Genomic DNA, 18,532 nt, shown 5'->3' with positions numbered 1-18,532 from the left:
TGTGAAACAGAGCGACATTGGAATTTTTGGGCACATGGGAACAGATTTATTTATTACGGCATGTTGGAGCAAAACATAAGCCGGGAGGCGGCCCTGTTATGGATTGACAGATTGAGGATGAGCGGAATGGACAGTTCATTCATCTATCACATGGAGCCGGATGAGCAGTTGGTGAAAAGACTGAATGAGCTGATTGAGCGTATGTAGACTGATACAAACATGTTAAATGAGAATCAGGGATTTTTAACAGTGTACAAAAAGTGTTTCAGTATGTATAATTAAATTTAATGGAAAGTGGCAGGAACTTTCTGAAGTAGTCAATGTGGAGGACGGGCATATGGATGATTCAGGAGAAATGTTTGAAAAAGTCAGAAAAGGGGCTGCGGATGCTGAGACTTATGGGCAGCACAGCAGCATACGGAATGTTCAGAATCTGGAGGCTGTCATCAATGAAGGCCTGCGTGCTTCCCTGCTGGAAGAAAATCCGGACGATTCGCTGGATGTGCTGCTGGAGCATCTGGGGAAAGCATTGGACGGGGAACGGACCTACATATTTGAACAGAATGAATCCGGCGGCGACGACAATACGTACGAGTGGACAGCCTGCGGGGTGGAACCGGAAAAGGATAACCTTCAAAACCTTCCATCGGAGGTATGCGCCGGCTGGTATCGGAATTTCAGCATCGGCAGGCATATTGTCATTGAGAAACTGGAAAATATACGGAAGACAGATCCCCTTCAGTATAAGATTCTGAAGCGGCAGGGGATTCGTTCCCTTGTGGTGGTTCCCCTTTATGATGGCAAAAATGTGATTGGCTTTTACGGTGTGGACAATCCCCCTGTAAAGTCACTGGAATATGCGTCAAATATGCTCCAGACGGCGGCATATTTTATCGTATCCTCCCTGAAGCGGCGGAATCTGTTTCGCGAACTTCAAAATCGGAGCTATAACGTGCTCCATGCTCTCAGTGTAGATTATCTGGGTATCTGTCAGGTAAATCTTGACACAGGGGAATGCGAGGTCTATCGGAGCAGTAAGGGGATTGGACTGGATTGGGAGGTTCATTTTAAAGACGGTTATCAGGTAGCCATGGAGCGGTATATTTCCGGATGCGTGGCTCCTCAGGACCAGGAGCGTCTCCGCGCTGTGACGACGAAAGCTCATGTGCTGGCTCAGCTCCGGACAGAGAAAAAGTTTTCTGTCCGGTATCAGGTAAAAGACAACTTTTCAGGTCTGAAGTATCTGGAAATGCATTTTTCCGCCACCGGGAATACAGGGGAGGAGAACTGCGCGATTTTTGCGCAGCGGGACATCAATGATGTGGTGAAGCAGGAGGAGAAATACAAACTGGAGGCAAGGCGGAGCCTTGAAGATATTCTGGAAGGGGCCAGAACCGGCATCTGGACCATTGAGATGGAGGAGGGATGCCGGCCCAGGATGTATGCAGACCGGACCATGAGGATTCTTCTGGGCGTATCGGAGGAAACCGGGCCGGAGGAATGTTACCGGCACTGGTTTGAACGTATTGATTCGGACTATGTGGCAATGGTACAGGAAGCGGTACAGGAAATGCTGGAAACCGGACGCAATGAGGTGATTTATCCATGGAACCATCCGGAATTGGGGAAAATCTATGTCCGCTGCGGCGGGGTGCCGGACAAAACATTTCAAAAGCCGGGTGTCTGCCTGAATGGCTACCATCAGGATATTACGGAGACCATGATGACAAGGAAGAAACAGGAACAGTCCATCATGGAGCTTCTGGAGCGGGTGAGGCAGGCAAATTCGGCAAAAAGTGAATTCCTTTCCCATATGTCACATGATTTGCGTACACCTATCAACGGAATTCTGGGCATGTTGGCTATGCTGGAAAACAGTCAGGCTGATGCAAAGCGTCAGAGAGAGTGCCGGAGAAAAATCCGTGTGTCAACGGAGCATCTGCTGTCTCTGGTGAACGACGTTCTCCAGATAAGTAAGCTGGAAAGCGGGAGGCCGGCAGCAGTGGAGGAATCTTTTGACCTTCATGACGTACTGGAAGAATGTATTACGATTCTGTCACCCCTGGCAGATGAGCGGGAAATCCGGCTGGAGCTGGAAAAATCCGGTTTACATCATCACAGAGTAATTGGAAATCCGCTGCATTTGAAACAGATTCTGATGAATGTCATTGACAATGGGCTCAAATATAACCGTCCTCACGGTTCCGTATTTGTACAGGCTAAAGAAACTGCATTTCAGGACGGGACTGCAAATTGCCAGTTTATTATTGAAGATACCGGAATCGGCATTGGAGAGGAATTTAAAGAACACATTTTTGAGCCGTTTACGCAGGAACATCAGGGGGCGAGAACCAATTATAACGGCGTCGGGCTTGGTATGTCCATTGTAAAAAATCTGGTAGAGCAGATGGAAGGAACAGTCGAAGTAGACAGCCAGGCTGGCAGGGGAAGTGTGGTCCGCATCAGTTTGTCTCTTCGCGTTGATGATGCGTGGAAGGGAGAGCCGGTGGAGGAGGACCGGGAGGATATACAGGACGATGTGACCGGAATGTGCGTGCTTCTGGTGGAGGACAATGAACTGAACTGTGAAATCGTAGAGTACATTCTTGAAGAGGCAGGCGCAGAAGTTGTGACCGCCAATGACGGAAAGGCTGCTGTGGAGGCATTCACAGCCTCCGGGCCGGGAACTTTTGACTGCGTGCTCATGGATTTGATGATGCCGGTTATGAGCGGATATGAAGCAGCCAGGGTGATTCGCAGTCTGGACCGGGCAGATGCAAAAACCGTGCCCATTATAGCGCTGTCGGCAAATGCATTCGAAGAAGATATTGCATTATCAAAAGATGCCGGGATGAATGAACATCTGGCGAAGCCGGTGGACACTCGGAAAATGTTTCAGGTCATGTGCCGGCTGAGCGGCGGTCAGGAGCGTAAAACTGGTAATACATTGTAAAATCGAGAGATACGGACAGGAGCAAAAGGAGACTTTATGGAATACACATGGAACGATATTGAACAGCACGTGGCCGCCTGCACCTGCTGTCCGCTGAGCCGCACCAGACAGCGGCCGGTCATGGGGCGGGGCAGCCATCAGGCAGAGATTATGCTGATTGCCGAAGCGCCGGGAGGTGAGGAAGACCGGCAGGGGCTCCCCTTTGTGGGGCCCTCCGGCGAACTGCTGGACCGTCTTTTGCAGGAGGGCGGGCTCTCCAGAGAAGAAATTTACATTACGAACATTTTAAAGTGCCACCCTCCCGGCAATCGGGATCCGAAAGAGGAGGAAAAGGCGGCATGTTTTCCCTATCTGAAATACGAAACATTTCTTTTGAAGCCCAAAATCATTGTCTGTCTTGGGCGTGTGGCCGCACAGCGCATTATTTCACCGGATTTTAAAATTACCAGACAGCACGGGACCTGGACATACCGGAAAAGCTGCGCGCTGACTGCCACATTTCATCCTTCGGCAATTCTGCGGGATAACTCCAGATATGAGACTGCAAAGGAAGATTTTTGTGAAATTGCAAAGAAACTTCTTTCTGTAAGACAGATGTAACTGACAGGAAGCCAATACAGGAAGAATCATGTGGAAAAGAAAGATTTGCACTGATACAAATTTTGATAAAATATATCCGTAAACGATTGCATAATGATATGGAAACCATGTATAATAATGCCTGAAATAAAATATTCCGCAGAAAACGCGGAAACTACAACATTAATCCGCTGCAGGAAGCGGCGGACAGCAGGACAGAAAGAAAGAGGATAGAAGAATGGGCGGTTTTTTTGGCGTGGCGTCACAGCAGGATTGCGTATTTGATTTGTTTTTCGGCATTGACTATCATTCCCATCTGGGAACAAGGCGTGGCGGAATGGCAGTATATGGTGAAAAAGGCTTTAATCGGGCCATCCACAATATAGAGAATGCTCCTTTTCGGACCAAATTTGATAAAGACGTCAACGAGATGAAAGGATGGTTTGGAATCGGATGTATTTCTGATTATGAACCTCAGCCGTTGATGATACGGTCGCACCATGGGACTTATGCAATTACCACCGTAGGGCGGATAGATAACAGTGACCGGCTGCTGCAGCAGCTCTTTGAAGGGGGCCACTCTCACTTTATGGAGCAGAGCGGCGGAGAAATCAACGCTACGGAACTGGTGGCGGCTCTGATTAATCAGAAGGAAAATCTCATTGAGGGAATTCGCTATGCACTGGAATCTGTGGAAGGTTCCCTTTCCCTGATTCTGATGAATCAGAAGGGGCTGTATGCCGCAAGGGATAAATATGGCAGAACACCTGTGGTAATCGGCAGAAAAGAAGACGCATTCTGCATTTCTTTTGAGAATTTTGCCTATCACAATCTGGGATATTCTGATTATAAAGAGCTGGGGCCGGAGGAAATCGTTCTGGTGACAGAGAAAGACTGCATTACTCTGTCGGAACCCGGAAATGAAATGAAAATCTGCACGTTCCTCTGGGTTTATTATGGATATCCCGCCAGTTCATATGAGGGCATGAATGTGGAGCAGATGCGTTACCGCTGCGGAGAAAAGATGGCAAAACGCGATGATGTGAAGCCGGATATTGTGGCGGGCGTTCCGGATTCCGGCGTTCCTCATGCAATCGGATATGCCAATGAATCCGGCATACCCTTTACCAGACCTTTTATCAAATATACTCCCACCTGGCCCAGGTCCTTTATGCCCACCATTCAGAGCAAGCGGGATCTGATTGCCAAAATGAAGCTGCTGGCAGTGAAAGATTTAATTCAGGACAAGCGTATGATTCTGATTGACGATTCCATTGTAAGGGGGACCCAGCTGCGGGAAACGGTGGAATTCCTTTACCAGAGCGGGGCAACGGAGGTACATGTCCGTCCGGCCTGCCCGCCTATTTTATACGGATGTAAGTATCTGAATTTTTCCCGTTCCACTTCGGATATGGATTTGTTCTCCCGCCGGGTGATTGATAAGCTGGAACATGGGAATGTAACAGAAGAAATTCTGGCCGAATATGCGGATCCGGAATCGGAAAGATATGAACAGATGGTAGAGGAAATGCGTAAGGAGCAGGGCTTTACTTCCCTGCGGTTTAACCGGCTGGATGATATGCTGGACGCTACGGGACTGGATAAGTGCAGGCTCTGCACTTACTGCTGGAACGGGAAAGGGTAAAGAGGACTGCAAACAGTACCAAAAAATATGCAAAGTATACCTGAATCCTTGAAACAAGAGCAGATTATGATATATTATGTCAAAAACTGTCTTATTTTTAAGGAGGAATAGAAGTATGCTGGGAGGCTCATTCTGGGTTGCAGTTTTGCGCAATGCCATGAGTATGGGACTGATGATGTCTTTTTTTCTGATGTTGGACCGGCCCAGGTATGTGATGAAAAAAACCATCGGATATTATGTGGTTTTCGGGAGTCTTGCAGTCACAGGTTACAGTCTCTGGTATCTTGCTGCTGCAGAGAGTTTTGTAAAATATGCCAGTCTTTCATCTATTGTTGTTACCGGGCTTTTCTGCGGGCTGATGAGCAGCGGCAGGGTTTATCTGTCTCTGTATAAAATGGCGGTGGCTTTTTATCTGCTGTCAGTATGTGTGTTTTGCGGCGTGGATGTGGCGCGCTGGTGGTTTGGCGGAAATGTGTGGGTGGATATTCTGGTCAGATTTTTCTGTGTTGTGATTGTTCTTGGATTTACCTGGATAAAGCTCCGGCGTCTGTTTCTGGACGGAGTGGATTTTCTGGTGGAGGAAATGGATTTGTTCAGCGCAGTGACCCTTCTGGTCTCGGTTATGATAGGAGCGGTGGTGGCTTACTGGCCCAATCTGCAGGGTTTTTCCATATTTAATATGGTGCGGGCATTTGTTACCTTATTTATGGTAGGGGTTCTGCAATATACAATTCTCCATCTGTATATCCATCTTGGACAGGAACATTACTATCAGAGGGAAAAAGAACTTCTGGAGGTCAACGAACAGCTTCTGTACCAGCAGATGGAGATTATGAGAGAATCGGAAAAGGAGGCGGCCAGAATCCGCCATGATGTGCGGCATCACACCCTTCTTATCAAAGAATATGCCAGCAAAGGAGAAATTGAGGAACTCCTGGGTTATCTGGAGCAGTATGATGAAGACATAGAAAATCAGAAAATAAAATATATCTCCAGGAACCGGGCGGTCAACAGTATACTTTCCGTTTATGCCAGAAAGGCCAGAAGCCGGAATATTCAGGTACATATGGACGTGAAAGTGGGGGAACATCTTGCGGTTCGGGATATTGACTGGATTGCAATCCTTGCCAATGCCTTTGAAAATGCCATTCATGGCTGCACGTCTTCCGGAGCCTCCCATCAGGAAATCAATATTTATATTGCTCAGAAAGGAAATAAAATTGTCATCCGTTTTTCCAATACAAGTGCCGAAAATGTGAATTTTCATAAAGGGCTGCCCAAATCGAAGAAAGGCGCCGGGCTGGGGGTGCCCAGTATTATTAAAACAGCTTCCCGTTATGACGGTGAAACAGATTTTGAGGTGCAGAAAGGAGAGTTTACCACCAGGATTTTGCTGAATATTCCCTGCTGCGGGGAAGTTTATTCCTGAACACGAAAACGATTTCACTATTTTACACAAAAAAGTATAAAAGAATTGTTGAAACTGACCATTTACAAAAAAATTATGGGATAGTATTATAGTACCGGCATGAAACCGATAACATAATTTCCGGAAAATGTATCAGAAAAATTCTTAGCAAAACCAGAATAGGAGATTCAGGGAGGAATACTTATGCAGCAGGTGAATGTGAGATTTCGTGACGTGGAACAAATCAGACAGTTTGTAAATATTATTGACAAATGTGATGCCAATTTTGATTTGGGTTCCGGACAGAGAGTTGTGGATGCAAAATCAATTCTTGGTGTGATGGCGCTGGATTTTTCAGGCCCCTTATGCCTGAAATACGATTCGGAAGATTCTGCTATCAGGGAAAAAATCATGTCTTTCATCTGTTAAAAAGGCGTACGGATGAATGTTGCAGAGATTGCGCAGAATACATTGATATTTAGCCGTCGGAGTAATATAATGGATGCCATAAAGTAACTGTCATACTAAATTGTTTAGTATGACAGTATTTGTTTCTATAAAAATGATTTCGGATACTCCGTCAGCCTGCGCGGGGTTTTTGAAGTTAAAATTTTATATCAGTTTCTCCATTTTTACAGATGGTCGATATTTTCGTACTAAAAGGCCCTGCTGTCTCTGGCAGCACAGGTACTTTGCACCAACTGAACACAATATGTGTGTTTGCAGACATGCCTGCAAACACACATACTTGTGTCGGTTTTGCCTCCAACATCATCCTATAAAATTATAAAATGGAGAAACTCAGGCATATAAGTATGTTGACGATTATGTCATGGTGAGAGTATAATCAAGAAGTGAAGCAGGTAATGGCTTATTGTGTGGAGAAAAATATGCTAAAAAGTGTTGGATTTTTCCATACGAAAGATAAATTCAGGGAGAGAAAAGGGGAAATATTATGGAATATTTGCCGAAAGAATTACGAGAAGCATTTGAGTATGAGAAGAAAAACTGTAAAGAGTTGGATTTGGATAGAAATTTAGTAAATGTGTCAGATGTTTTAAAAGCTCATTACATTTTGGCAGATTATTTTACTGATACGTCGGCAGGTGGGATGTCTGAAAAAATGCTGGTAGGTGTCAGGAGCTACGATCTTCTGGCTTCAGCCTTAGGAAGACAAAGTGTTGAATTTAGAGGAAAAAGGAAATATACGAATAAGTTGGATATTTGTGCGACATTGTTTTTTGGATTAGTAAAAGATCATGCTTTTCATGATGACGGTGTTATAATTGGGACAAGGTTAGAGAAACCCAGTAAAATCAACGGGTTTGCACTCCTTAGTCCTATTTTTTTATCCCATGCGGGGTGGAGAGAGGACGGCGCCGTACATATCAATACCTACTATACTGAAAGTCAGATGGGACTCTGCGCATAGCGGAGGTACTGGCTTTAGAGAAGTGTGAGGTTATAAAAGAAGTAACGAAGATAGGACTTTGATTCGCCCTGGCCGGAAAGCCGGAGGGTGACTTGAAGTCCTTTTCTTTTCGCAGGACGGTCAAGTTCTGCATGGTATGGTCTGTTTGGGCAGGGAGGCTGTCCGTCTACTTGATTTCAGGAGGATAAATTTTATGGCAAAAAAGGATGTTCGGAAGATTAAGGTGTATGAGCAGAGCGGGCGTAATTATAAGTCCACGCCGACAATCATGTTGAAGGGGCTGTGGCTGGAAGAGCTGGGGTTCGGGGCGGGGACGCTTTTGACGGTCCGGTGTGAGGAAGGGAAGCTGGTCATTGTTCCGAGGGAGACAGTGGATTATATTGATATTGATGTGTTTGAGGAGCAGCAGTTGAGTATGGTTGCGGAGAGGAAAGTGAGGTATTGAGAATGGGAAAGATATATATGATCGGTTCGCAGAAAGGGGGTACGGCGAAGACCACTACTACGTTCAATCTGGCGTACTGTCTGCGGAAGATGGGGAAGCGGGTTCTGGCTGTGGATTTTGACAGTCAGGCGAATTTGACAACGTGCTTCGGCGTGGAGGATACGGGGGTTTTGGAGGATACCATTGGGCATCTGATGATGGCGCAGATTGAGAACGAGAAGATGCCGTCCCCGAAGAGGTACATACGGACGAAGGACGGGGTGGATTTCATCCCATCGTCTATTTATCTGTCGGTGGTGGATGCGAAGTTGCGGCTGGAGATGGGGGCGGAGAGGATGCTGTCCGGGATTCTGGAGCCGCTGCGGGAGAGGTATGATTATATTCTGATTGATACCTGCCCGTCCCTTGGGACTTTGACGATTAATGCTTTGGCTGCTTCGGACGAGGTGATTATCACGGTGAACCCCCAGCTTCTGGCTATGATGGGGATGCAGGATTTTCTGCGGACGGTGGTGAAGATACGGAAGCGGATCAATCCGAGGCTTGGGATTGCGGGTATCCTGATGACCATGTGTGAGTCCAGAACGAAGCTGTGTAAGGTGCTGACGGAGGAAGTGACAGAGAACTTCCAGGAGCAGATACGGATGTTTGAGACGAGGATTCCCAGTACGGTGAAGGTGGGGGAGAGCATTTATTACAGCCTGCCGGTGGCGGAGTATAGCCCGAAAGCGAGCGCAGGGATGGCTTATAGGAAGTTTGCAAAGGAGTTGATTTCGTATGAAAGCTAATGGGGCGAAGAGGAAGATTTTTAATGACGCTGTGGACCTGCTGGCGGGGGCGGAAGAGGTTTCCGCCGTGGAGGATGGGATTCGGATGTTGCCGATTGACGGTATCCGCCCGTTCCGGAGGCATCCGTTCCGGCTGTATGAGGGGGAGCGTCTGGAGGATATGGTGGAGAGCATCAGGGAGCATGGGGTCCTGAATCCGGTGATCGTGTGGCAGGAAGGGGACGGGTATGAGATGCTTGCGGGGCATAACCGGCAGGTGGCGGGGAGGCTGGCAGGCTTGACGGAGATTCCGGCCATTGTGAAGACGGATTTGACGGAAGAGGACGCTTATGTGTATGTGATTGAGACCAATGTGATACAGAGGGGATTTGCGGAGCTTCGGCCCAGTGAGAAGGCGGCGGTGCTGGCGGAGCGGTATGAGAAGGTCAGCAGCCAGGGGCGGCGGAATGATATTCTGGAGGAGATCGCAAGGCTGAACGGGCAGGACACGGCGGGGACTTGTGGACATGATGTCCACAGGTTGAAGAGCCGGGATGCCATTGGGGAAGAGTATGGGATGACCGGGAGGAATATTGCCAGGTATATGCGGGTGCAGAAGTTGGAGGGGCCTTTGAAGGGGCGGCTGGACGAGGGGACGCTGCCTTTGGTGGCGGCGGTGGACTTGTCTTATCTGTCGGAGAAGGAGCAGGAAGTGGTGTCCGGGCTGGCGGATACGGGGAAGATTAAGCTGGATGTGAAGACGGCGAAGTGCGTGAGGGGCATGGCGGGGAATGTGACGGAAGAGGCTGTGCTGGGGGCGCTGGATAGTGGAAAAGGGAAGAAGCGTGAGGCTGTCGGCGGAGGTGTATGAGAGGTATTTTGGCGGGGTGAAGCCTGGGGAGGTGGCGGGTATCGTGGAGGACGCGCTGTCGGCGTGGTTCGGGAAAGGGGGAGTGTCTGATGTTCCGGGCGGAAGAGATCGGGAGGCTGGATAGGTCTTATTTTAACATTATTCTGGCGGAGGAATATGATGTGACGCTCCAGTCGAAGAATACGGGGCATATCTGGTATATCCATAATCCGGAGTATCCGGGGGAGGGGGAGTGTATTATTTTTCATAAGCACAGGGCTTCCCAACCGTACCATCAGCATGGGAGGGCCAGGAGTCTGGGGCAGGCGGTGAAGAGCATCAAAGGGCATGATGTGTTCCAGATGAATGGGCGGAAGCGTGTGCGGCAGTAAATGTGGCGGAGCAAATGAGGGGATGCCTGTATTGGTCTGGCACAAAAGAGGCAGGAGTTAAAAAGAATCTGGGTAAACACCAGTTTACAACTTTTACAAATAATAGCCCTTTTGCCAGACAAGGTATTTCAAGGTTTTCATAAGGGCAGATGATTTTATTATACTTTCGCTCTTTTCTACGAAAGTGGCAAAAAATACCTCCTGCCGGATCCTTTCGCTGAGTGCAAACCTGAAATCCTGTACGCTTTCCTTACGGTATTTTGAAAATGTTTCATCCTGGTATGGCAGCAGCTTCATCGCGCAGTAAGCTATGTTGATCAGATTGACCAGCATTTCAATCCCTCTCCGGCTACGCACCATATAGCTGCATAGCGACCAGAAGGTTTTCTGCTCGTAATAGCCGATTTCAATATTCCATCTGAATGAATATAGGAACAAGGGGATGTAGTTCATCCATGCACTTCCCGTCTGGTTCAGAGGAACCTTTTCCTGCCATGCACAAAAAATCTGCAGCTGTGTTGGGAAGGCCGTACTGAAGAACAGGCGTCTGGAACCGCCTTCCTTCTCTGTGGCTGTCACATAGGCAAGGACTTCCCTTGTGCCGAAAATATTTGTAAGGACACGGCGTGTTCCAATATAGTAGCCGCCTATTTTTTCGTCCGAAAGTGTAAAATCCCTATCCGCTGAAAGGCGTTTCCCGTGTTTTGCAGGCCGCCCCCTTTTTCCGGTCGGCTGCGGGGCAAGGTCATAAAGGACAGAGTCGTACCTTGCATTTCCGACCAGGTCAAGGTTCGGGTATTCATCCACGACAGAAACCAGGGAGCTTTTAGTGTACCAGCTGTCGCACAGGATGATTACATTTTTCTTTTCCGATAACTCAGGCATGACCTGCCGTACCATGGAAGCGGCAAGTTCCAGTTTGGACTCTTTTTTCTGCCACATGCGGTAGGAAAGCGGCAGCGCCTGGTAAACAATCCTGTCCTTATCCCACACCGGCACGCAGAGCATGACGCTCACAAAGCAGTGCCCGTTCAGGTAGCCGCTGCCGTTATGCGCGGAATGGTCAAAGAGTTTTGAGACATCCTCAAATTTCTTTCCATATTTGGGGACAATAGTGTCGTCAATACATAGAAAGACAGGCTGTGTCCTAAGGTTTTCCGGGATCAGCTTCAAAGCCATGGATGCTGTTGCATTGATAAACCTGGAATAGTCCACTTTGGCATAGGAGCAGGCATAGTAAAAGGCATTCAGGGATTTATCTGTAAGCTTCGACAGGAAATGCCTGTAAAGGAAACGGATGGAATCCGCTGACTCCAGTGTCAGTATGGACAAAAGAAGCAGGATTAATGTCTCAGCCGTAGGAATGGAACAAGTCTCAAAATAAATGTAAAAATAATGATAAAGTCTACCAATTATAGTTTTTTCGTTGTATAATAAGTTTGTCGTACAGGATCACTTTCTTTCGTATTTTTTTGTTTGCAAACTTATTATACATCAGAAAGTCCTGTATGACATTTTTTATGGAAAAGTTGTAAAGTGGTGTGGGTAAAGTAAACTTATAATATTATTGGAGAGTTCGTCAGTGTATGGCGGACTCTTTTTTTAACAGAAATCCGGATAGTAATTATTGTGGGAATAGTGAATTGGCTGTATAATAGGTCTAAGAGAGTTTATCTTGAAGTCAGATAATTAGTCGGAGGGATTGGAATGAACTTTTTTGATATGTGTTATGAATTATTTATGAGGACATCCAAGTACCATGATTTGGGTAAAGATGTTCTGAATTACAATAAAGTGATAAATTATATGAATAATTTCTATGGCGTGGACCGGAAAGAGATTGAAAAATTTATAGTTGATGTCCGTATGGATAATTCGGTTTATTCAGCGATACAGCAGATTGTTAAAGTTGTGGCAAGCAATATACCTTTGAGACGGTTAGAAGAGCTTTATCCAAATGAACTATATAATGAATTATGTGGAGAAATATACAATGTTGTCTTAAAGGGCGCATATGACAGTGTCAAATTATTGAATGAATTAACTGCGGATGAAGAATTAGAGCTTTCTAAGAGATTTGCAAATGGAGACAGCAGTATTTTTACGCAATATAAGTTAATATGAAGTGAGCGGATATATTAATTTGTGATATCATGGTAGCATAGCTGATTCAAGTACAGCCGATTAGCCGGTGAATGAGGTTTTACATATAAGATGAAGGTGATGTGTTGGATAGAACGGGAATAAAATGGTCAAAGGAAGAGACAATACTTGCGTTTGATTTGTATTGTAGAACCTCGTTCGGCAAAATCAATTCGTCCAATAAAGATATAATGGAGTTGGCTGGTTTAATGGGGAGGACTCCGGGAGCGGTGGCGCTTAAAATGCATAATTTGGCTCATTATGACCCGGAGCTTAGGAAAAGAAATGTTACGGCAATGGCTCATGGAAGCAAGCTGGATGCTTCGGTATGGGAAGAGTTCAGCAGTAATTGGGAAGACTTATCTTATCAGGCAAGATGCATATTGGCGAATTTAAAGAGTGAGAGTATTGATAAAGTTGTGAATGAGCCGGAAATTGTTATGCTTCCGGAGGGAGGAGTCCGGGAACAGTTGGTCAAAAGTCGAATTGGTCAGGACTTCTTTAGGATGGCAGTATTAAATTCATATGAGAATAAGTGCTGCATTACTGGGCTGGCTATTCCTGAACTTCTTGTAGCAAGCCATATTAAGCCTTGGAAAGATGCGGACAGCAGGACAGAGCGGACAAATCCGATGAATGGTCTTACGCTGAATGCGCTCCATGATAAAGCATTTGACAGGGGATTGATAACAGTTACTCCGGATTATATTATTAAGGTTTCGTCTGAAATAAAGCCGTCTATGGAGGGAGATACGGTGGAGGACTGGCTGTTGAGTTTTGCCAATCAAAAAATCAGGATGCCAAATAAATTTTTCCCCAGAAAAGAGTTTTTGGAATTTCATAATGATGTGGTTTTCAAAACATGATTTGGGACTGGTGGTATGCACAGAAGTAAATAGATTTGATGGATAAATTAAATTTTGAAAGTACAAGGGAGGAATTTTTATGCCAAGAGCAGGAGACACATTTACAGTTACTTTGAAGCCGTCCCATTTAGGATGGGGTACATACCGTTATACTGATACCCGTGATCCGATTTACGGGGAGGGTTATATTAAAATACCAAGGCGGTATGCAGAGCGGTTTGGTATATTTAATGACAATCATCCCACGGCAAATCCCAGGTATCGCTGTGTTGCTGTAAATGGACGTTATTCTGGTATTTTGCTTGCGCAGGGGTGTAGCTGTGCAGGGGATGTTTATGCAAAGCAGTTTGCAGAAGAAGGAAACTTAAAAGGTATTGGTAACTGGTACAGAAGTGTTGGCGCACAAGAGGGCGGAGAAGTCAGGGTGACTTTTACTTCTCCTAACAGTCTTGAAATTGAGTATCTTGGATAGGTGATGGATTAGTCAAAAGTTGTTTATATTGTGTTTGGGGCTGATGATGTGGACAATCTTACGAAGGAGCAGCGGCATAAGAACATGCGGAATATCAGGTCCAGTGATACCAGCATTGAGTTGATGCTACGGAAGGAACTGTGGGCAAGGGGATTCCGGTATAGGAAGAATTATGCCGCACTGCCGGGGAAGCCGGATATTGCGCTGACGAAGTATAAGATAGCGATTTTTTGCGACAGTGAGTTTTTTCACGGGAAGGACTGGGAAGTTTTGAAGCCCCGTCTGGAGGCGGGGAACAATCCGGAGTATTGGAAGAAAAAGATATTGAGGAATATGGAGCGGGACGATGAAGTGAATAAGGCTCTTATGTTCATGGGCTGGACGGTGATCCGGTTTTGGGGAAAGGATATTTTGAAGAACTGCGGGGAGTGCATCCGGGTGATTGAAGAGTGCATTTTTGAACTGAATGTGCAGGGAGACAGGATGTTTTATGGGACGGATGACGAGTGGCGGTAGAAAGTTTCTGGTATGTCTGTTATAATTGCTGTGACAAATGAGGATGGTGAGAGAAAATGCGGTTATTGTATTCTAATATGCTTCCGTTGAAGCTGGGAGACGGACAGACGGCTTTTATAGATTATTTTATGGATGCTGTGCGTGAGGCGGATGAAATAGATATTGCGGTGGGGTATGTGTCGAAGGCGGCTTTAAAAGAGCTGCAGGGGCTGGTTGACGGAGCCGGGATAAAGAGGGTCTGTCTGACGATCGGCATGTATTATCATGAGGGTATGCCGGAGGGTACATATAATGTGGCGGCGGCTTTGAATGAGGACTGGACTGGGCGCGGGATTGGTGAAGTGCGTCTGGTGAGGGCGTTTAAATATCATGGGAAGGTGTATGTCTTTTATAAGGATGGGAAGCCGTTTTCTGCCGTGGTTGGTTCGCATAATCTGGGGGCGATCAAGCTGGAGGCATCCAATCTGCGCCAGTATGAATTGTCAGCAGTGACGGAGGAACCGGAGGAACTGCAGGAGATTTCGGCCCATGTCAGGGATATTATGCTTCCGAAGTGTTCGGCTAATATTGCTGACCTGCGGGATGTGCCTTTGATTCGTGAGGTGAACCGGGCGCTGGTAGATCAGGAGTTTGTTTCTAAAATTACGCCGGAGGAAGTGGACGCTTATAAGAAGAGGATGACGGAGGTTTCTTTCGAGCTTCCGTTGAAGGTGCCGGAGGATGAGAACGATGAGTCTATGAGGGGTTCCAATATCAATGTCTGTTATGCGAGCGGAAGAAAGCGTGTGTGGTGGGAGATTGAGATGGTGGTCAGCAAGTCCATCAGGGACCTGCCGGGATATCCCCTGCATCAGCAGCCGTTCATGGCGGTTACGGATGACGGCTGGAAGTTTCAGGCCTGGACCTGCGGACAGAATAACAAGAATCTGTATTCAAAGGATGATTTGAAGATTATGGGGCGCTGGATTAAAGGGCGCCTTGTGGCGGCCGGACTGGTGGAGCCGGTGAACCGGGTGGAAAGTGACCAGGACGGGAAAGGGGTTATCACACATAAGATGCTGAATAAATACGGGCGTGATACGATTACGCTGACGAAGACGGATATTGTGACGAAGGCGGAAGACGGCACGGAGCTGGAAGTGTGGATGCTGTCCTTCCTTCCGGAGAGCAGGCACCAGCAGGAGGCGGAAGATGAAATATCTTGAAACATACTTGAAGACGATAGAGGGGCGTGGGAATAAGCAGTTAGCTGATTCTATCCGGAAAACAGTGGATAACATTGCGCCGAAATATTTAGAGGAATTTTCTTTTTGTGAGCATGAAGTGGGGCTTCTTTTTGGAAATGTGCAGTCCGGAAAAACGGGGCAGATGTTTGGCGTGATTTCTGTGGCGGCGGATTTGGGATTTCCGGTATTTTTGATTTTGACAACAGATAATGTCATTCTCCAGCAACAGACGATTGAGCGTGTGTGGGAGGACTTGGATGGTTTCTGTATATGTGACGAATATGATTCGGAGATTTTTGCGGAGAACTGTCTGATGCAGCCGGTTATCATTGTCTTAAAGAAGAATGTGAGAACTTTGAAGCAGTGGTCTAATATCCTGGGTTCTACGGGCTTTATGAGGGGGAATCCGCTGTTCATTATTGACGATGAGGCAGATGCGGCTTCTTTGAATACGATGATTAACAGAAATAACAAGTCTTCTATAAATAGGTATCTGGATGATATTAAGGCGAGGTCAGCGTGCAGTATTTATCTGCAGGTTACGGGAACGCCGCAGGCGTTGCTGTTACAGTCGATGTCATCAGGGTGGCATCCATATTTTGCGTATTATTTTCAGCCGGGGGATGGGTATCTTGGGGGAGATTTTTTCTTTCCGGCGGAAGGAGCCGGGGAGTGTATTTCTTATATAGATTCTTTGAGCGATCCACTGGAAGAGGCGTTAATGCACCATCTGGTGGTATCGGGAATCATGCTGACGGCGGGGAAAAGGGTGTCAAACTTTTTGATTCATCCCAGTGTGCGGAAGGCGGTGCATGGAAAGTATCAGCAGGATGTATTTAAGGTTTTGGAAGATTTTAAGGGGAGATGCAGGGATGCGGGATTTACTGTGCAGGTCAGGCAGAGGTATGAACAGCTGAATCCGGTTAAGTTTGAGAAAAAGCCGTTTGGAGAGGTTCTGGATTTTATACAGAAACTGCTGGAGAATGATGAAATTAAGGTTCTGGTCATGAACGGAAGTTCCGGTGTGGGAAGTGATGATTATGCATCGGGCTCTAATGTGATCATTGGCGGGAATACGCTGGGGCGGGGTGTTACTTTTGCGGGGCTCCAGACGATTTATTATACCAGGACGGCGAAAAAGCCGCAGGCGGATACGATGTGGCAGCACAGCCGTATGTTCGGCTATGACAGGGATGCCGGGCTTATGAAGGTGTTTATTGACGAGCATTTATATAAGCTGTTTGCGGATATCAATGCAACGAATAATTCTATTATCTCCCAGGTGGAGAGGGGAACGGCGGATGTGAAGATTTATTATCCGGAGGGGTTGAATCCGACAAGGAAGAATGTCCTGGATAATAAGAAGCTGGCCATGATTTCCGGGGGGACAAATTATTATCCTTATTCGCCGGAGAATGATACGATTGCTGATATTGACCGGCTTCTGGAAGCGTTTGATGAGTCACAGTCCTGCTATCAGGTGAGCCTTCGTCTGATGCAGGAAGTTCTTTCCCATATCAAGTCGGAGGATGATTTTAAGGTCAGTGTTTTCCGTTCTATTATTGATATGGTGCTTGCAGAAAAACCGGCAGGCCAGGGGGTTTTGATTGTCAGGAGGAACAGGAATGTGGCAAAGGGGACGGGTGCGCTGCTGTCTCCCAATGACTGGCAGCTGGGTGCGTCTGTTACGGATAAGATTGTTCTCACGATGTACCAGATGACAGGAGAAAAGGGCTGGGGCGGAGAGAAGATCTGGGTTCCGAATATCAAACTGCCGGATAAGATGGTTTATTATGATATAATGGATGACAGTGAATAAGGGAGCTGTTATGTTTGAAAGGAAGGTGTCATGAAGTATTCAGAGCTGGCGAGAAGGGTATTGTTTGAACCGCTCCGCACGGGGGCGGACAGGCTGTGCATTTTGTCGGGGTATGCAACGCCGAATATGGCTTCGTGGCTGATAAAGAATTTGAAGGAGTTTAAATCGGGGCCTATTGACATCTCTTTGATTGTGGGGATGGTTCCTTTTGACGGTCTCAGTATTGCTGTCCATGAGGGATTTAAGGAGCTGCAGAAGGAGCGGATGCCCCAGGAGGTGGCGCATTATCAATGCAGTTATGTGTATGATTCTGCGCCGGTACATGCGAAGGTGTATGTCTGGCTGAAAGGGGATGAGCCGGTTGTGGCGTTTGCGGGTTCGGCAAATTTTACGCAGAGTGCATTTGGAGAAAAGCGCAGGGAATATATGGTGGAGTGTGATGCGTTGGAAGCGTACCGGTATTACTGCAGCATAGAAAATGATACGATATTCTGCAATCATGCCGAAGTTGAGGAATATGTTGTGCTGTATCCCACGCACAGCGTTTTGGATATGGAAAATAAGCCGGTCGGCAGCTTGTCGGGTGAAAATATAGAAACGATAACGCTTTCCCTGCTTTCAGAGAATGGGGAAGTGGGGACGAAATCGGGGCTGAACTGGGGGCAGAGAAGCAGGCGGAATAAGAATGAGGCGTACATACCGCTTCCTGCGCCGATGGTCCGGACAGGCTTTTTCCCGTTGAACAAACAGCATTTTACGGTGGTTACGGATGACGGACATCAGCTGATATTGAGGGTGGAACAGCAGGGGAATAAGGCGATTACAACGCCGCTTAGTAATGCACAGCTTGGGGAGTATTTCAGGAACCGGCTGGGGCTGGCGAATGGCGCTTATATTTGGAAGAGCGATCTGGAGGCGTATGGACGTACAGATGTTACGTTTTATAAGCTGGATGATGAGCAGTATTATATGGATTTTTCTGTGTAGTAAAACCGGGGCCGAAGCTCCGGTTTTACTATA

General features: G+C 46.9%; 18 protein-coding genes. 17 read left to right on the top strand and 1 reads right to left on the bottom strand.

The annotated features are described in order from the left end of the window. Nucleotides 1-337: 337 nt before the first annotated feature. From VSQ32_11600 to VSQ32_11555, 10 genes are all read left to right on the top strand, one after another. Entirely contained in the window at nucleotides 338-2,953 is a 2,616-nt protein-coding gene (locus tag VSQ32_11600) for an ATP-binding protein (GenBank protein ID MEH2943486.1), read from the top strand. A gap of 36 nt (nucleotides 2,954-2,989) precedes the next feature. Then, nucleotides 2,990-3,553, top strand: a complete 564-nt coding sequence (locus tag VSQ32_11595; protein MEH2943485.1) for a uracil-DNA glycosylase — start codon at nucleotides 2,990-2,992, stop codon at nucleotides 3,551-3,553. A gap of 217 nt (nucleotides 3,554-3,770) precedes the next feature. Then, entirely contained in the window at nucleotides 3,771-5,177 is a 1,407-nt protein-coding gene (locus tag VSQ32_11590; protein MEH2943484.1) for an amidophosphoribosyltransferase, read from the top strand. Between the two features lie 115 nt (nucleotides 5,178-5,292). After that, nucleotides 5,293-6,606: a GHKL domain-containing protein gene (locus VSQ32_11585; protein MEH2943483.1), complete on the top strand. Its 1,314-nt coding sequence runs from the start codon at nucleotides 5,293-5,295 to the stop codon at nucleotides 6,604-6,606. Nucleotides 6,607-6,789: 183 nt separating this feature from the next. Beyond that, nucleotides 6,790-7,014, top strand: coding sequence for an HPr family phosphocarrier protein (locus VSQ32_11580; GenBank protein ID MEH2943482.1), 225 nt, complete (start codon nucleotides 6,790-6,792; stop codon nucleotides 7,012-7,014). A gap of 526 nt (nucleotides 7,015-7,540) precedes the next feature. Then, on the top strand, nucleotides 7,541-8,017 hold the full coding sequence (locus VSQ32_11575; GenBank protein MEH2943481.1) for a hypothetical protein: 477 nt from the start codon (nucleotides 7,541-7,543) through the stop codon (nucleotides 8,015-8,017). A 193-nt stretch (nucleotides 8,018-8,210) separates the two neighbouring features. After that, complete coding sequence (locus VSQ32_11570; protein ID MEH2943480.1) at nucleotides 8,211-8,462, top strand: SymE family type I addiction module toxin; 252 nt, start codon at nucleotides 8,211-8,213, stop codon at nucleotides 8,460-8,462. A 2-nt stretch (nucleotides 8,463-8,464) separates the two neighbouring features. Then, entirely contained in the window at nucleotides 8,465-9,250 is a 786-nt protein-coding gene (locus VSQ32_11565) for an AAA family ATPase (protein MEH2943479.1), read from the top strand. Then, on the top strand, nucleotides 9,240-10,100 hold the full coding sequence (locus VSQ32_11560; protein ID MEH2943478.1) for a ParB N-terminal domain-containing protein: 861 nt from the start codon (nucleotides 9,240-9,242) through the stop codon (nucleotides 10,098-10,100). The genes VSQ32_11565 and VSQ32_11560 overlap by 11 nt, the downstream gene beginning before the upstream one ends. Nucleotides 10,101-10,189: 89 nt before the next feature. Further along, the gene (locus VSQ32_11555; GenBank protein MEH2943477.1) at nucleotides 10,190-10,471 is read left to right on the top strand and encodes a hypothetical protein; all 282 of its coding nucleotides are present in this window, start codon (nucleotides 10,190-10,192) and stop codon (nucleotides 10,469-10,471) included. Nucleotides 10,472-10,564: 93 nt separating this feature from the next. Here the strand turns inward: VSQ32_11555 and VSQ32_11550 are convergent, their stop codons facing one another. After that, a complete protein-coding gene (locus tag VSQ32_11550) occupies nucleotides 10,565-11,788 on the bottom strand; it encodes a transposase (GenBank protein MEH2943476.1) in 1,224 nt (407 codons plus the stop codon). A 390-nt stretch (nucleotides 11,789-12,178) separates the two neighbouring features. On the opposite strand from VSQ32_11550, the gene VSQ32_11545 reads away from it, so the two are divergent. The 7 genes from VSQ32_11545 to VSQ32_11515 all read left to right on the top strand — a co-directional run bounded on the left by VSQ32_11545 (nucleotide 12,179) and on the right by VSQ32_11515 (nucleotide 18,499). Next, complete coding sequence (locus VSQ32_11545; GenBank protein ID MEH2943475.1) at nucleotides 12,179-12,595, top strand: hypothetical protein; 417 nt, start codon at nucleotides 12,179-12,181, stop codon at nucleotides 12,593-12,595. Nucleotides 12,596-12,696: 101 nt separating this feature from the next. Beyond that, nucleotides 12,697-13,479: an HNH endonuclease gene (locus VSQ32_11540; GenBank protein MEH2943474.1), complete on the top strand. Its 783-nt coding sequence runs from the start codon at nucleotides 12,697-12,699 to the stop codon at nucleotides 13,477-13,479. Nucleotides 13,480-13,558: 79 nt separating this feature from the next. Continuing rightward, nucleotides 13,559-13,951 carry a hypothetical protein gene (locus VSQ32_11535; GenBank protein ID MEH2943473.1) on the top strand — a complete coding sequence of 131 codons (393 nt, stop codon included), beginning with the start codon at nucleotides 13,559-13,561 and terminating at the stop codon, nucleotides 13,949-13,951. Between the two features lie 48 nt (nucleotides 13,952-13,999). Beyond that, nucleotides 14,000-14,467, top strand: coding sequence for a very short patch repair endonuclease (locus VSQ32_11530; GenBank protein ID MEH2943472.1), 468 nt, complete (start codon nucleotides 14,000-14,002; stop codon nucleotides 14,465-14,467). 56 nt (nucleotides 14,468-14,523) lie between these two features. After that, on the top strand, nucleotides 14,524-15,672 hold the full coding sequence (locus tag VSQ32_11525) for a restriction endonuclease PLD domain-containing protein (protein MEH2943471.1): 1,149 nt from the start codon (nucleotides 14,524-14,526) through the stop codon (nucleotides 15,670-15,672). Beyond that, nucleotides 15,659-17,512 carry a Z1 domain-containing protein gene (locus VSQ32_11520; protein MEH2943470.1) on the top strand — a complete coding sequence of 618 codons (1,854 nt, stop codon included), beginning with the start codon at nucleotides 15,659-15,661 and terminating at the stop codon, nucleotides 17,510-17,512. Before VSQ32_11525 ends, VSQ32_11520 begins: the two co-directional genes overlap by 14 nt. Nucleotides 17,513-17,542: 30 nt before the next feature. Further along, nucleotides 17,543-18,499, top strand: a complete 957-nt coding sequence (locus tag VSQ32_11515) for a restriction endonuclease PLD domain-containing protein (protein ID MEH2943469.1) — start codon at nucleotides 17,543-17,545, stop codon at nucleotides 18,497-18,499. The last annotated feature ends 33 nt before the right edge of the window (nucleotides 18,500-18,532 follow it).

Source organism: Lachnospiraceae bacterium JLR.KK002 (assembly GCA_036941025.1).
GTDB lineage: Bacteria > Bacillota > Clostridia > Lachnospirales > Lachnospiraceae > Petralouisia.
This window is presented reverse-complemented; position numbering and strand designations above follow the sequence as displayed.